This window comes from Nitrospirota bacterium, assembly GCA_016195565.1.
GTDB lineage: Bacteria > Nitrospirota > Thermodesulfovibrionia > Thermodesulfovibrionales > UBA1546 > UBA1546.
The window spans coordinates 168,480-183,632 of sequence record JACPZK010000006.1; the positions used below are offsets into that span (position 1 = coordinate 168,480).

A 15,153-nucleotide genomic window follows, 5' to 3' on the forward strand; every position below is an offset into this window, starting at 1 on the left:
CACAGATTAAAACACCTTTTATCTAATGGTCAAATAAAAAAAACTAATCTATAAATCATAATTATTTATTATCGCTGAGAAATCTTATGGCTTCTTTCACCTTCTCTAAATCTACCTGAGTATTGAGGCAGGGGCCAAAAGGCCGCTCGTTTGGAATGCCAAGCACAGGCAGCGGATAGGTATCAACAATCCCGCTGCTAAGGTCTGTTTCGCATGCAACAGCAACTATTGCATCGGGCCTTAAATCTTTTATAAGCCTCCTTGCAAGCGTACCGCCTGTAGCGACAGAAAGGTTAAGCTTATTCTCATCAGCAATCTGGATGAGGTCTTTTATCTCGCACTTGCCGCATCTCTCACAATTATAAATGTTATGCGTAAGCCTGATTGTGCATTCATCTATCTGAAGGCAGTGCGGTAAGAGGAGCAATATCTTCTTTGTCTTCGGATTTTCAGCCCTGACAAGTTTATTGTTAAGGTTTATGATAAACTGCTGAAGCTGTTCTTTCTTATCCTTTCTGAAAGAGCCGATAACCATAAGCATGGGATACAAAAACCTCAACACCAATCCCCTTATCCACCTACGCTTCATCGAAATACATCCCTTCGTTTATGTTTCTTCCCTGAAGAAAGGCGCTTGCCGGCATCACTTTTTTGTTCTGCGGCTGAAGTTCAACAATAGAAAGCAGCCCGCTGCCTGTGCCTGCAATAAACTCACCGTTATGCGCTTTTTCTATACGCCCGGTCATTCCCGAACCGGCAATAGACTTAACACCAATAAGTTTAATCATTTCCCCATTCAAATAACAATACGCCCCGGGCCATGGGTGCATTCCCCTCACAAAATTGGACAGTTCTACTGCTGTTTTTGACCAGTTGACCAGGCCATCCTCTTTTTTGATAATAGGCGCATGAGTGACTCCGCCCTTCTGGGGTATGGGCTTTACTGAACCATCCTTAATCCCCTTTATTGTCTTGAGCAACAGCGATGCTCCAAGTTCAGACAACCTGAGGCTCAGGGTTTCTGTTGTATCCTCATCGCTAATCTCAAGCTCTTCCTGAAGCAGAATATCGCCGGTGTCAAGCCCTTTATCCATAAGCATTGTCGTAATGCCTGTCTTTTTCTCGCCGTTTATTATCGCCCATGCAATCGGTGCCGCGCCCCTATATTTTGGAAGAAGCGATGCATGGACATTTATGCAGCCCAGCGCAGGAAGCCTGAGTATCTCCTCCGTAAGAATCTTTCCGTAAGCCACAACCGCTATAAGCTCAGGCTTAATTGACGAAAGTTTATCCAGAAAAGCGGCATCATTCATTTTCTCGGGCTGAAGCACGTTTATCCCGTTTTTTACAGCAAGTTCTTTCACAGGTGACTGCGAAAGCAGATGCCCCCTTCCTTTTTTTCTGTCAGGTTGTGTTACGACTGCAGAGATTTCTTCTCCAGCCTGAATTAGCGCTTTAAGCGACGGGACTGCAAATAAAGGGGTACCGAAAAAGACTATACGCATTTATCTCCGGGTTTAAAATTAAAAGTTAAGAGTTAAAAGTTATGATTTCTTAGATTTTTCACTTAAAATTTTTTTATAGCGTTTCTTAAAAAACTCTCTTTTGATGGGGCTCAATCTGTCAATGAAGAGTAATCCGTCAAGATGGTCTATCTCATGCTGAAGCGCTCTTGCAAGAAGGTCTCCGCCCGCTATCTCTATGGGTTTGCCTTTTCTGTCTAAACCCTTTACCAGAACCTCCTCTGCCCTTTTTACTTTTGCCCTGTACTCATGGATGCTCAGGCACCCCTCTTCATCTTCAACACTGCCTTTTTTCTCAACAATCTCCGGATTTATTAGCACTATAAGAGGGGTCTTTTCATCAGCCGCGCTTACATCTATCACGCATAACCTCTTTGAAACTCCAACCTGATTAGCTGCAAGGCCAACCCCTTTCGCCGCATACATTGTTTCTATCATGTCATCTATCAATCTCTGGATGCTGCTGTTTATATCAACAACAGGAGCAGTTTTTTCCTTTAAGATCTTTTCAGGATATTTTTTAATTTCAAGCAGCGCCATTCTTTATTATAAACCATTTTAAGGTAAGTGAAGAAATGATAATAACAGGAATAAGGAAAATGTCTCCCTTATTCAAATCTGTTAGAATATTATATGCATCCGATAGAGATAATCAGGAAATACTACAATCCAGAATCCGAGGCTTATAGTTTCCTTGTTCAGCACAGCAGGATGGTGGCAAAAAAGGCAGTTGAAGTTGCTGAGAGGGTCAAGCAGCTGAATCCTGATATAAAATTTATTGAAGAGGCAGCAATGCTGCATGACATAGGAATATTCCTCACGCACGCGCCTCAAATCGGCTGTCATGGAGACAAGCCGTACATCTGTCACGGCTATCTCGGCAGAGAACTTCTGGAGAGAGAGGGATTCCCAAAACACGCAATCGTATGCGAGACACATATAGGTGCCGGGCTTACAAGCGCAGATATAGAAAAAAACAATTTCCCGCTGCCAAGAAGGGACATGATGCCAAAAACTCTGGAAGAACAGATTATATGCTTTGCAGACAAGTTTTTTTCGAAAGACAATGAACCGCTCAAAGAAAAACCGATTTCAAAAGCAAGAGAATTCATAGCGAAATTCGGAGACGATAAACTTAAGCTGTTTGACGAGTGGCTGAAGTTGTTTGGAGAAACAGAGTAACTTTACTTTTTCTTCAACGCCCTTTCCACTGTTCTTATTGCACAGAACTCTCCGCACATGCTGCACACTTCGCTTTCAGTTGGAGGAATCTCTGCCCTCCATTCCCTTACCTTCTCAGGATTAAGGCTCAAGGCAATCTGGCCGTTCCAGTCAAGCGCCTTTCTGCACTTTGCCATCTGAATATCTTTATCAATAGCTCCTTTTATGCCCTTTGCTATGTCAGCGGCATGTGCAGCGAGCTTTGATACGATAACTCCTTCTTTCACGTCTTCTATGGTAGGAAGCCTTATATGCTCTGAAGGAGTAACATAACAGAGGAAATCAGCTCCGGCTGCTCCTGCAATCGCTCCTCCTATAGCTGCTGTTATGTGGTCATAACCCATTCCTATGTCTGTCACCAATGGCCCCAGAACATAAAACGGCGCGCCCTTGCAAATCTCCTTTTCGAGCCTTACATTCAGCTCAACCTGATTCAAAGGAACATGGCCCGGCCCTTCGATAATAACCTGAATATTTTTCTCTACAGCCAGATCCCTTAATTCTCCGAGTGTGAGGAGTTCCTCTATCTGAGTCCTGTCTGTTGCATCTGCAAGGCATCCCGGACGCATCCCGTCTCCGAGGCTCAGGGTCATGTCATATTTACAGGCAATCTCAAGAAGCCTGTCATACTGCTCATAAAGAGGATTTTCTTTCTGATTGTATATCATCCATTCAAGGAGAAACGAGCCTCCTCTGCTTACTATGTCGAGAATCCTTCCTTCTTTTTTCAATCTCTCGACCGCCCTCATTGTGAGTCCCGAATGAACAGTAATGAAGTCGACGCCCTCTTCCGCATGTTCTTCTATTACTTTAAAAAGGTCGTCTGCTGTCATTTTTGCTATTGCGCCTTTCTTTTCAGCGGCACGAACAGCAGCCTCATAGATTGGAACTGTTCCAACTGCAACAGGAGATTTTTCAATCATCATCTTCCTGAGTTCTTTTATAGGCCCTCCTGTTGAAAGATCCATCACGGCATCAGCGCCGTATTTAACAAGGACTTCAAGTTTTTCCATCTCATCGTCCACTGAAATCCTGTCTTTTGAGGTGCCGATATTGGCATTTATTTTTGTGCGCATGTTCTTCCCGATACCCATAGGCTTTATTTTGTGGTTTATGTTTATCGGAATAACGCTCACGCCTGATGCAATATCTACCGAAAGCTGTTCGGGCGTTAACCCCTCTTCAGAGGCAACAAGCTTTACCTCATCTGTGATAATCCCCTTTTTTGCCAGTTCTATTCTTGTCATTTTGCTATTCTCCAATTTGTCATTGCGAGTGAAACGAAGCAATCTCGTCTTTTGAGTTTGTTGCGGCTGATCTTAACCAAGATTGCCACGGGCTTCGCCCTCGCAATGACATTTCAACCTTAGAAAACTCAAATATTTTTCTGTTTCCCCTTTAATCTTTTTAGCCCCTAAAATTCCACTTATCAATGCAATGCCATCAGCGCCTGCATCCATAACCTCTTTAATCTTATTCTCTTTAATTCCGCCAATAGCAAAAACCGGAATTGAAATCTCAGCCTTTGTTTTTCTGATAATATCAACTCCGAGAGGCTGGCCATATTTCAGTTTTGACGGTGTTTTATAAACAGGGCCCAGTGTTATAAAATCAGCGCCTTCCTTCTCTGCCTGTTTTGCCTCTTCGATGCTGTGCGCTGATACGCCTATCATAAATTTATCTTTGACAATTTTTCTTACAGCATAAGCAGGCATGCTCTTCTGCCCAAGATGAACACCATCAGCCTCAACAGACAGTGCAATATCAACCCTGTCATTAATAAATAATTTCGCCCTGTATTTATCTGCTATTTCCCTCATTCTGTATGCCATATCAAGCAATTCCCTTGTACCTAAATCCTTTTCTCTTAACTGCACTGCTTTCACACCGCCCTTTAACGCCGCCCTAACAGCAGGGATTAGGGCTTGGGGATTAGGGATTAGTTTTCTATCTGTTATTAAATAAAGTTTAAAATTAAGTACGTCTTTTCTTTTCACTAATCCCTGACCCCTAATCCCTGCTGTTAAAGCATTCCCTCAATCGGACTGCTCGCAGCAGCATAAAGTTTTTTAGGAATCCTTCCTGCCTTATACGCAAGCCTGCCCGCAATCACCGCATGCTTCATAGCGCTTGCCATTGCAATCGGATCTTTTGCCCCTGCAATCGCAGTGTTAAGAAGCACCGCATCACAGCCTAATTCCATCGCAACAGCAACATCAGACGCAGTTCCTACACCAGCGTCCACAATAACCGGCGCCTTCACTGTCTCTAAAATAATCCTGATATTGTATGGGTTCCTTATTCCAAGTCCAGAGCCTATTGGAGCAGCCAACTCCTCAACATTGTAACAGCCGGCAGTATTCGGAAGAATCTTGTATTTCCTGGGATCAATATAGTCAAACAGGTTTTCGGATTTCCTGTCTATGATATTCACCCTTCTTACAGCAACAGTGACAACATCAGCGCCTGACGCCTCAATAGCCTTCTTTGTCTCCTCAAAGTCCTTATACTTCCCTGTCCCAACCCAGAGACGGGATTTAAACTCTATCCCTTTAATTATAAACTTATCCTCCATATACACTCCTTTTAACCTGATTTATTCACAAATATAAGCAGGAATGGTTTGAGCGACATTCGAGATTTTTCGGTAATAGTTCTTGGCGAATTGGAGCGTCTACAGCCTCGACTGTTTGAGTTTCCCGAATATTTCGGGAAACGAGTTTCGAGGATGTAGCGTAAAGAGCCTTAGAACTGTCGAGAAATATCGGCAGAAAGCGAATGCCATTTCTGCTTATTATCATCTGTTTCCTCCTCCCACAAAATTCACAATCTCAATCCTGTCCCCATCTTTCAGCCTGCAACTGCCATAATCGGACTTCTTTATTATTGAAAGGTTTACCTCAACAGCAACCCTCTCAGGCTTAACGCAAAGCTCTCCAAGAAGCTCCTGAAGAGTCTCAGCCTTTGATACTTCTAAATCTTCTCCGTTTATAACCAGCCTCATAAAAATAAAAAACCGCATCCCTCGAAAAGGATACGGCCTGCCTTCCCATCCCTACGCCGGCATTATCCGTATCAGGTTCATGGGGTCTCCCGATAAAATCGGGACTCTCAGGCTCTCGCCTCCCCCAGGGGTTGATTTAAGTATAGATTAGTTTTTTAACCAATGTCAAACTTAGATAGACTAAAGCGTATTTATCTTATGCGCGAGGCATCCTGCGCCAAAACCATTGTCCACGTTCATGACAGCAATTCCGGGCACACATGAATTGAGCATTGCAAAGAGCGCAGTTAATCCGCCGAGGCTCGTGCCGTATCCTGTTGATGTAGGCACAGCAATGATAGGCTTGTCTGTTAATCCCCCAACAACCGATGGAAGCGCGCCCTCCATTCCTGCAATAACAATGATAACCCTGGCGTCCTTAATATATTTCTTATTGTCCATAAGCCTGTGAAGCCCGGCAACTCCGACATCATAAAGAGTAGTTACCTTGCTTCCAAGAAACGAGGCTGTAACCGCTGCTTCCTCTGCAACGGGGATGTCTGATGTTCCTGCTGTAAGAACAAGAACATTCCCGGTTTTTTTATTTTCTCCTCCTATTGAAATAATTCCTGATGCAGGATGAAAAACAGCGCCTTTGACCTTAAGGGCATTATGAATATCTTTAGCGGCTTTAGTAATGAGGAATCTTTTGCTTTTTTTATACATTGCCTTTGCAATGCTCATTACCTGTTCCTTTGTCTTTCCTGACGCAAAGATAACCTCAGGCACTCCCTGCCTCAGATGCCTGTGATGGTCCACCTTTGCAAATGAGATGTCTTCGTATGGAAGGTGTTTAAGCTTATTTACCGCGCCTTCAACAGAGATGCCGCCGCTTCTCACTGACGAGAGAATCTTCTTTATCTTGTCGTTATTCATCTTTGAAATTAAAACTCAGACTTTAATGCGCGGTTCATGAGGTCATTGACAGCCTCTGCGGGGCTTTTGTCCTCGTAGAGGACTTTGTATACCTGCTCCACAATAGGCATCTCAACATTATATTTTTTTGAAAGGTGATAGGCTGATTCAGCGGTATCCACACCCTCTGCAACCGCCCTTGTCTGCGAGAGAATATCAGCGAGTTTCATGCCTTGAGCGAGTTTAACTCCTGTCGTGTGATTCCTTGAGATTACGCTTGTGCATGTCAGCACCAGATCACCAAGCCCGCTTAATCCGGAAAAAGTCTCCTCTTTTGCGCCCATCGCAAGGCCAAGCCTCCTCATTTCGGCAAGCCCTCTTGTTATCATCGCTGCGCGCGCGTTGCTGCCCAGTCCGAGGCCGTCAGATATTCCTGATGCGATGGCCATCACATTTTTCAAGGCTCCGCCAAGTTCAACGCCGATTAAGTCATTGTTCGTATAAACCCTGAAATGATTTGTATTTAAAATTTCCTGAAGCAGCAAGCCTGTGTCCGTGTCTTCTGTTGCAAGCGTTACTGCCGTAGGTTTTTTCATTATCGCCTCTTTTGCAAAGCTGGGGCCTGAAAGCACAGCGATCTTATGCCCAGTGATTTCTTTGAATATAGAAGAAACTGTCAGAAGGGTTCCGCGTTCTATCCCCTTTGATGCGCTTATGATTACTGCTTCATCGGGAATATAAAAATCCGCCTTTTTGAATACTGCTCTTGTATATTGTGTCGGTATAGCGCTCACAACATATCTGGCCTGTTTTACGGCTTCATCTAATTTATGCGTGATTCTTATGTTGTCGGGGATAGCAATATCAGGCAGGTAAATACTGTTTATTCTTGTGTTCCTTATCTCTTCGGCAAGAGATTCCTCATATACCCATAGAGAAATGTCAAAGCCCTTCTCGGATAAAATACACGCAAGGGTGGTCCCCCAGCTTCCTGCGCCTATGACTGCAATATAGCCCATAAAAAAAGTTGAAAGTTGAAAGTTGAAAGTTGAAAGTTAATGATTAAAAATCTCCTTGTCATCTTAGTTCATAGCTGAGAGCTATTAGCTGATAGCTGACAGCTAAAAATCACCATTTTATCAATGCCGAGGCCCATGTAAGCCCGCCGCCGAAAGCCTCAAGAAGAACATAATCTCCGTCTCTTACCCTGCCCTGCCTTACGGCCTCATCAAGCGCAATAGGGATAGAGGCGGCAGAGGTATTCCCATATTTATCAATATTGACAAAGGCCTTTTCCATCGGAATATTAAGCCGTTCAGCAGTTGCCTGTATGATTCTCATATTTGCCTGATGAGGAATAATCAGGGAAAGCTGGGATGCCTTGAGCTTATTTTCTTCGAGGGTTCTTGACACAAGATTTTCAAGCGTCCTTACAGCAACCTTGAAGGTCTCGTTGCCTTTCATCTTAAGATAGTGCATCTTCTTTTTCAGTGATTCCTTAGAGGGAGGATTAATCGAGCCTCCGCCCGGCATGTGCAGGAGTTCCCACAGCGCTCCGTCAGACCTTATATGTGTAGAAACTATTCCCCTGTCTTCATCTGTGGCTTCCAGTATTACGGCTCCGGCGCCGTCGCCGAAAAGCACGCAAGTGGTCCTGTCTTCCCAGTCGGTAAATCTGGAAAGGACTTCTGTGCCGACAAGCAGTATTCTTTTATAAGCGCCGCTTTTTATAAAGCTGTCTGCTATCGAAAGCCCGTAAAGAAAACCTGAACATGCGGCATTTACATCAAAGGCAGCAGCTTTTTTTATGCCAAGCTTATGCTGAAGATGACAGGCAGTTGCAGGCATAGGCATGTCTCCTGTGACTGTTGCAACAATTATCAATTCAATATCTTTTGGTTTTATATCAGCTCTTTTCAGCGCCGCCTTTGCCGCCTCATACGCAAGATCAGATGCCGCCTCTTTCTCGCTTGCTATCCGCCTTTCCCTTATGCCTGACCTCTCCATGATCCATTCATCAGAGGTATCAACCATCTTTTCAAGGTCTAAATTGGTAAGCACACGCTCCGGCACATAAGAGCCTGTTGCGATAATCTTAGCCCTTAACAACAGCCTTCTCCTTTGCGCGAAGATTCAATATCTCCTCTGAGATAATCTCATGCACTTTCTTTCTGGAAAACTCTGATGCAACCCTGATTGCATTTCTTACTGCGCGCGATGAAGATCTCCCGTGGCTTATTATGCATGTGCCGTTTATTCCGAGCAGGGGCGCGCCGCCATATTCGGCATAGTCTGTTTTCTTTCTGAAGTTCTTCAGCGCAGGCTTCATAAAAAGATACCCGACCCTTCCTGCTGCCATTCCTGCAATCTCCCTTTTGAGCATTTTTATTATCATATCAGCAAGACCTTCACTGGTTTTCAAGACTACATTCCCTATAAACCCGTCGCAGACCACCACATCAGCATCGCCTGAAAAAATATCTTTCCCCTCTATATTTCCTATAAAATTCAGATTTGTGCCTTTAAGAAGCTTGAATGCCTCTCTGGTAAGTTCGTTGCCCTTCACATCTTCCTCGCCTATGCTCAGAAGCGCCACCTTCGGCTCGCGTTTGCCGAAAATCGCCTTGCAATATGAGCTGCCCATCAATCCAAACTGAAGCAGATTCTCTGCCTTGCAGTCAACATTTGCACCCGCATCTATCAGAACAAACAGGCCTTTGAGTGTAGGTATTGTCGCCGCAATTGCGGGCCTGTCAACGCCTTTTGATTTCCCGAGAACAAAGAGCGCCGAAGCCATTGCAACGCCTGAATTGCCTGCGCTCACCACTGCGTCAGCTTCTTTATTTTTCACGGCGTCAACAGCGCGCCTGATAGAGGAATCCTTTTTTTTTCTGAGAGCGGTAACTGGAGACTCATGCATTCCTATGACCTGAGATGTGTGCCTGATTTGAATGCGGTTGGAGGTGCAGCGCCTGTCCTTCAGTTCTTTCTTGAGCTGTGCCTCGTCCCCGAAAAGTATGACCTCAAGGTCGTCGTATTCGCTTACACTCTCAACCGCGCCCTCTACCGTAACAGCAGGGGCATAATCGCCCCCCATGGCATCAAGGGCAATCCTCATGCTTCCTTTTCAACTGTTTCAAGAACCTTGTTGCCGTTGTACGAACCGCAGCTTGGGCATGCCCTGTGCGACAGCTTTAATTCCTTACATTCAGGGCACGAGCTTAGATTGGGCGACTGTCCCTTCCAGTTTGCCCTGCGTTTGTCTCTTCTGGTCCTCGTATGTCTATGCGTCGGATTAGCCATTTTTTTACTCCCTTCTTAATAATTCTTTTAATTCTTTAAGTCCCTCAAGTCTTGAGTCTGTTCTATCTAAACTGCATTTGCATTTATTTACATTTAAGTCTGTCCCGCATTTCGGGCATATTCCCTTGCAGGTTTCACTGCACAGCGGTTTCATGGAAACATTCAAAAGTATCTGCTCTTTCAGCAGTTCCGTGAGATCAAGCTCATCCCCGAAATAAAATCCTGTCTCCAGTTCATCTTCCCTGATCTCGCGCTTGCCCTCTGCCTTTAATTCCCCGGCAGGGTGGTAAGTTACAATAATTGGAGCGCTTATTTCAGATGTATAGTTTTTCAGGCATCTGCTGCATTCAAACTCTGCGCTTGCCGTTATCTCACCCTGTATTACAACCTCGGGCATTATCTTACTTATGCTTAACTGCCCTTTTACAGGAGAAACCAGTTTTATAACATCTGACTGAAGCGTCTCATCAATTGTAAGTTCCAGACCCTCATCAGGTATCTCTGAAATCAATATCTTCATCTTTGCGTACCAATAGAGAAAAGTGTTTAATTATAAAGAATGCATTAAAAACATGTCAAGGAAACCGAATGTGAAATTTACCTTGACCAACATTTTGGTATCTTATATCATTGCTAACATGGGGATAGAGAATATACTAATACGGTCATTAGTAAGGACACATAAAAAAAGTCCGTCATGCCCGCAGGTTGTAAGCGGGCATCCAGTGTCTTTTCTGGATTCCTGCCTTCGCAGGAATGACAATCGTGTAGTCTTACTTATGAACTCCTTAGTAAAACAAAAAAACTGCTGTCCCGAATTGTGGTTTATGCGGAGGTTTAATATAAGACATATTTTTACAATTATGATTGCTGCTCTTTTTTTGTTTTATCCATCGCATGGTTTTACAGCGGTTAAGGAGATTGTTTCAGAAGGGGCATACAATATGGGCGATGGCGAAACCCCGACTGTTGCAGAAAGCAGGGCATTGCTTAATGCAAAGCGGGTTGCCCTTGAACAGGCAGGGACTTATGTGGAGAGTTATACAAAGGTGGAGAGTTTTCAATTAACAAAAGACGAGATACAGGTTCTGGCGTCAGGGATTATGGAAGTGGAGATACTTGATAAGAAAAGGACTATTGTCGGCGACGGCTTTCGCTTTTGGGTAAAGATAAAGGCAAAGGTCAATCCTGACAGGATTCAGGAGATGGCAAATAAAGTTAAAGACAAATCAGTTGTTGAGGATTATAAAAAGATTCAGGAGGCTTATGACAGAAGCCAGAAAGAGATTGGGGAATTAAAGAAACAATTAGCACAGACAAAGGATAAGAAGGAGAAGAAACAGGTAGAGGCAAAGATTTCTGATGAGGAGAGCTTGTTTCAGGCAAATGAGTGGTTTGCTAAAGGATACCAGCATAATTTAAATAACGAACTTGATAAGGCAATAGAGGCATATACAAGTGCAATTGCCCTGAATCCGAATTATGTTGAGGCTTATAACAATCGTGGGATTGCCTATTATAATAAAGGTCTTTATCACAGTGACAAAAGTCAACTTGACAGGGCAATTGAAGATTTTAATAAGGTAGTTATATTAAATCCGAATAGTTACTCGGCTTACTTTGCTCAAGGGGCGACGTATCTTTATAAAGAACAGTACGATAAAGCGATTGAGGAATTCAATAAAGCAATTGTCTTAAACCCGAATAGCGATTTGGCCTACGTGGGCCGTGGATTTGCCTATGATAAGCAGAAAGAATTTGAGCGAGCGATTGAAGATTATAATAAAGCGATCCAATTGGGGGGCTATTGGCAGGCCATGGCATATAGCAACAGGGGGCTTATCCGTGCAAATAAAAAACAATACAATATGGCGATTGAGGATATCGGTAAAGCGATTACGTTGGCTCCGAATAATGCCAAGTACTACAGCGTGCGCGGTTTCGCTTATGCACTATCAGGCAATATGGGGAGAGCTATTTCTGATTTTCAAAAGTCTTGTGATATGGGGGATAAAATCGGGTGTGATCTTCTGCAGAAGGTTTTACAAAACAGATAATCAAAAAATGGATGCGGACAGCTGATAGCCGCAGATGATTTCAGGCGTCCTACTTATAAACCTCTCCCCATCCATACCGTGAAAGTCTCTTATATACAGACCAGCCGTATTTTTTTCTGGAATGTTTGTCTGCTGATTTGGTAGTCTTTCCAATATGAAAGGACAACCGGTCACTTCCCGCAACCCTTGGGTGTTCGTGCCCACGCTCTATTTCGCCGAAGGCCTTCCTTACATCATCATCAACACCGTCTCGGTCATCCTATATAAAAAGATGGGTATCGACAATGCCAGCATCGCATTCTGGACAAGCTGGCTCTACCTGCCATGGGTCGTCAAGATGTTCTGGGGGCCGCTCGTGGACATCTACTCAACGAAGAGAAGGTGGATTATCTCCACGCAGTTCAGCATGGCTGTCTGTCTATTCGTTACAGCGTATGTGCTGAACACAGAGGGATATTTCTTCCTTTCTCTCTCAGCCTTTGCAGTTGGCGCATTTGTTTCTGCAACACATGACATTGCCACAGACGGGTTTTACATGCTTGCTCTCAGCAAGGAGGAGCAGGCGCTATTCGTTGGTATCCGTGCCACGTTCTACCGGCTTGCCATGATCTTCGGCTCAGGCCTGCTCGTGTATACGGCGGGCAGGATCGAGACTCTCACAGGCAGCATTCCATTGAGTTGGACAGCTGTCATCGGTGCGTCAGGTTTTGTATTCGTTCTTGTGCCGCTGTATCACACGTTTGTGCTTCCCTTTCCAGCGAACGACAGTAAACGTTCACCACGGGACGCTGCAGGTGATGTTTCTTTTCTTGAAATATTTCGTTCTTATTTCAAACAGGAAAAGATCGGGGCGATCATTGCCTTTATTCTGCTTTACCGTTTCGCCGAAGCAATGCTCCTGAAGCTGGCCCCGCCTTTTTTACTGGACCCCAAAGGTGCGGGCGGTCTGGGACTTTCTACCTCACAGGTCGGGCTCGCGTACGGCACGGTGGGCATGATCTGTCTGGTTGCGGGAGGAATCCTCGGCGGATGGCTCATATCCCGGTTCGGGCTTAAGAAGTGTATTTGGCCCATGGCGATTACGCTCCACTTCCCTGATATTTTCTATGTATATATGGCCTATGTGCAGCCTGAAATCGGGCTTGCCTATGTCCTCGTTGCCTTGGAACAGTTCGGATACGGCTTGGGATTCACGGCATTCATGGTGTATCTCATGCACATTGCACGGGGCAGGTACAAAACGTCCCACTTCGCTATTTCTACAGGCATTATGGCTCTGGGCATGATGCTGCCGGGATTCATCAGCGGGTATCTCCAAGAGGCAGTTGGATACCGGATGTTCTTTGTCATCGTCTGCGTCCTTGCTATTCCGGGCGTCCTGACCATTCTATTCATTCCTAAAGACGAAAAACAGGAGTACGAGTGATGTTCTCCAGTGCTCAAAGACCCGACAGTATCCCAATCCCGATAATATCGGGACAAGCTCATGGGTTGATAGCACAGAGGGAATTTTTTACTTCAAGGAACTATTCTTAGCACGGCTACTGAACCGCTCTTGTTCGCTTCTGAACTCAGGATATTTGCTTACTGCAAAAAGAATTGATACAAGCAGTAAAACAGCGGCTATAATGCGTGTCTTCTTTTGGCTGAAGATTGCAGGGAAGGCAGCAAAAAGCGCTGCAAGCACAAAAAGAGCAAATGCTCCTGACGGAGACATTATAAGCAATCCAACAAACAATAAGATTGCCGCAAACCATGCAAGCGCATTAGCTGATTCTTTTTTCATCTGAAAATACCTCTATCCTGTCATTGCGAACCAAAGGTGAAGCAATCTCGCTTTATCGATTGCCACGCGGAGTTTATCCTGAGCGTAAAAACAAGATTGCTTCGCTTTGCTCGCAATGACAGAAAGCGAAGGGCTCGCAATGACAACATTGAAACTCTAATTAACATACAGGATATTTCCCTCTGCTTAAATCCATACAGAATTTATTTATCTCTGAAAACTCTCTCTCAAATATCTCCTCTGCCGTCTTTGCTATCTCGCCAATCTTTCTTCCCCTTTCCAGCAAAACCTGCGCAGTAGCAACCTGCGGTTCATCTATCGGAGTGCCTATCCTGCTTAAAAGAAGGACATAGACTTCTTTAATTCCTTCTACCTTTTCGTAAATCTCCTTCGCAATCTTATGCGCAAGAACATTGTAAATCTTTCCGACATGGCTTACAGGATTCTTTCCTGCTGCTGCCTCTGTGCCTAACGGCCTGTTCAGAGATATCAGCCCATTCACACGATTGCCTCTTCCAACCTGCCCTGAATCTGCATCCTCTGCTGAAGTTCCCAAAAGACTGAGATATACGCCTCCAAGCCCCCTTCCCTTTTCATCAAGAGTATTAAAATACACATTTCTTTTTTTAAACCCCTCAAAGCGTTCAAGAAAACTCTCCATCACATCATGTATGGCTTGTTTTCTCTCAAAATAGTCGTTCTCTGATTTTATGTAATCTGCAAGCAAAGGCATGGCAACTGTTAAATCCAGAACATTTTCCCTTCTCAGCCCCATCACCTTTATATCCTCGCCTGTCTCCGGATATTTTTGTTTGAATTTTTTTGAATTGAGAAACTGTTCAAGCTCAAGAACAATTTTTTCCGTGGGGCTTAAAGGATAATATCCCACAGCTGCTGATGTGTCATTTGCGGGCAGCACTCTTCCTTTCCTCAAAAAAATGTCCGTAAGTTCTTCTGAACCGGGCGCAAGCACAATGCGGTATTTTAAATGCCTCTCAGGGTCAACAAACCTCAAATTTCTCTTCAACCACTTTTTCGCAGCACTAACTGCAATATCAGCCACAGGTATTTCTTTATTGCCTGCCCTGAAAGTCGCCCTGTCACCTATCGTAAGCTCCATCGGCTTAAGAACTCTGCCGCCTCCAAAATATTTCTTAACCCTGCCCGCGGCAAGCAGGCCTTTGTCTATGTTGTGGTGAAGAATTGTGCCGAACTGTTTGATATATTCCTTTGACAATGCCACTGATATTGCATCCATCATCGAATCGCACATGTAATCAGGATGCCCGATGCCCTTCCTCTCAACAATCTCAACCCGATGCTCTGTTATTGACTTGCCCTTATATGTTTCGATTACGATCATCT

General features: G+C 44.4%; 18 protein-coding genes and 1 riboswitch. Of the genes, 3 read left to right on the forward strand and 15 right to left on the reverse strand.

Annotation, left to right across the window (positions count from 1 at the left end; all coding sequences use genetic code 11):
• Positions 1-61: 61 nt before the first annotated feature.
• From HY035_02850 to def, 3 genes are read right to left on the reverse strand one after another with little or no spacing between them, the layout of a single operon-like run.
• Positions 62-589, reverse strand: coding sequence for a DUF116 domain-containing protein (locus HY035_02850; GenBank protein MBI3377329.1), 528 nt, complete (start codon positions 587-589; stop codon positions 62-64).
• On the reverse strand, positions 579-1,505 hold the full coding sequence (locus HY035_02855) for a methionyl-tRNA formyltransferase (protein ID MBI3377330.1): 927 nt from the start codon (positions 1,503-1,505) through the stop codon (positions 579-581). Before HY035_02855 ends, HY035_02850 begins: the two co-directional genes overlap by 11 nt.
• Before the next feature lie 39 nt (positions 1,506-1,544).
• On the reverse strand, positions 1,545-2,063 hold the full coding sequence (def, locus tag HY035_02860) for a peptide deformylase (GenBank protein MBI3377331.1): 519 nt from the start codon (positions 2,061-2,063) through the stop codon (positions 1,545-1,547).
• Positions 2,064-2,156: 93 nt separating this feature from the next.
• Here def and HY035_02865 point away from each other — a divergent pair, with 93 nt between their 5' ends.
• Positions 2,157-2,705, forward strand: a complete 549-nt coding sequence (locus HY035_02865; protein MBI3377332.1) for an HDIG domain-containing protein — start codon at positions 2,157-2,159, stop codon at positions 2,703-2,705.
• A gap of 2 nt (positions 2,706-2,707) precedes the next feature.
• On the opposite strand, the gene thiC is transcribed toward HY035_02865, so the two are convergent.
• From thiC to HY035_02915, 10 genes are all read right to left on the reverse strand, one after another.
• The gene (thiC, locus tag HY035_02870) at positions 2,708-3,991 is read right to left on the reverse strand and encodes a phosphomethylpyrimidine synthase ThiC (protein ID MBI3377333.1); all 1,284 of its coding nucleotides are present in this window, start codon (positions 3,989-3,991) and stop codon (positions 2,708-2,710) included.
• Between the two features lie 72 nt (positions 3,992-4,063).
• Positions 4,064-4,741 (reverse strand): thiamine phosphate synthase, encoded by a 678-nt coding sequence (gene thiE, locus HY035_02875; protein MBI3377334.1) that lies wholly within the window; start codon positions 4,739-4,741, stop codon positions 4,064-4,066.
• A 26-nt stretch (positions 4,742-4,767) separates the two neighbouring features.
• Positions 4,768-5,319: a thiazole synthase gene (locus HY035_02880; protein ID MBI3377335.1), complete on the reverse strand. Its 552-nt coding sequence runs from the start codon at positions 5,317-5,319 to the stop codon at positions 4,768-4,770.
• 222 nt (positions 5,320-5,541) lie between these two features.
• Positions 5,542-5,748, reverse strand: a complete 207-nt coding sequence (thiS, locus tag HY035_02885; GenBank protein MBI3377336.1) for a sulfur carrier protein ThiS — start codon at positions 5,746-5,748, stop codon at positions 5,542-5,544.
• A 31-nt stretch (positions 5,749-5,779) separates the two neighbouring features.
• Positions 5,780-5,884, reverse strand: a riboswitch (TPP riboswitch).
• A gap of 44 nt (positions 5,885-5,928) precedes the next feature.
• Positions 5,929-6,663 carry a nickel pincer cofactor biosynthesis protein LarB gene (larB, locus tag HY035_02890; protein ID MBI3377337.1) on the reverse strand — a complete coding sequence of 245 codons (735 nt, stop codon included), beginning with the start codon at positions 6,661-6,663 and terminating at the stop codon, positions 5,929-5,931.
• A gap of 8 nt (positions 6,664-6,671) precedes the next feature.
• A complete protein-coding gene (locus tag HY035_02895; protein ID MBI3377338.1) occupies positions 6,672-7,661 on the reverse strand; it encodes an NAD(P)-dependent glycerol-3-phosphate dehydrogenase in 990 nt (329 codons plus the stop codon).
• 109 nt (positions 7,662-7,770) lie between these two features.
• The gene (locus HY035_02900) at positions 7,771-8,751 is read right to left on the reverse strand and encodes a ketoacyl-ACP synthase III (GenBank protein MBI3377339.1); all 981 of its coding nucleotides are present in this window, start codon (positions 8,749-8,751) and stop codon (positions 7,771-7,773) included.
• Positions 8,738-9,760 carry a phosphate acyltransferase PlsX gene (gene plsX, locus HY035_02905; GenBank protein MBI3377340.1) on the reverse strand — a complete coding sequence of 341 codons (1,023 nt, stop codon included), beginning with the start codon at positions 9,758-9,760 and terminating at the stop codon, positions 8,738-8,740. The genes HY035_02900 and plsX overlap by 14 nt, the downstream gene beginning before the upstream one ends.
• Complete coding sequence (gene rpmF, locus HY035_02910) at positions 9,757-9,945, reverse strand: 50S ribosomal protein L32 (GenBank protein MBI3377341.1); 189 nt, start codon at positions 9,943-9,945, stop codon at positions 9,757-9,759. Before rpmF ends, plsX begins: the two co-directional genes overlap by 4 nt.
• 4 nt (positions 9,946-9,949) lie before the next feature.
• Positions 9,950-10,465: a DUF177 domain-containing protein gene (locus HY035_02915; protein ID MBI3377342.1), complete on the reverse strand. Its 516-nt coding sequence runs from the start codon at positions 10,463-10,465 to the stop codon at positions 9,950-9,952.
• A 343-nt stretch (positions 10,466-10,808) separates the two neighbouring features.
• Between HY035_02915 and HY035_02920 the strand changes: the two genes are divergently transcribed.
• A complete protein-coding gene (locus HY035_02920) occupies positions 10,809-12,002 on the forward strand; it encodes a tetratricopeptide repeat protein (GenBank protein ID MBI3377343.1) in 1,194 nt (397 codons plus the stop codon).
• Between the two features lie 154 nt (positions 12,003-12,156).
• Entirely contained in the window at positions 12,157-13,428 is a 1,272-nt protein-coding gene (locus HY035_02925) for an AmpG family muropeptide MFS transporter (protein ID MBI3377344.1), read from the forward strand.
• Positions 13,429-13,515: 87 nt separating this feature from the next.
• Here HY035_02925 and HY035_02930 read toward each other — a convergent pair whose 3' ends face one another.
• Together HY035_02930 and HY035_02935 are read right to left on the reverse strand one after the other, a co-directional pair.
• Complete coding sequence (locus tag HY035_02930; protein ID MBI3377345.1) at positions 13,516-13,788, reverse strand: hypothetical protein; 273 nt, start codon at positions 13,786-13,788, stop codon at positions 13,516-13,518.
• A 160-nt stretch (positions 13,789-13,948) separates the two neighbouring features.
• A complete protein-coding gene (locus HY035_02935) occupies positions 13,949-15,151 on the reverse strand; it encodes a methionine adenosyltransferase (GenBank protein ID MBI3377346.1) in 1,203 nt (400 codons plus the stop codon).
• Between the last annotated feature and the right edge of the window lie 2 nt (positions 15,152-15,153).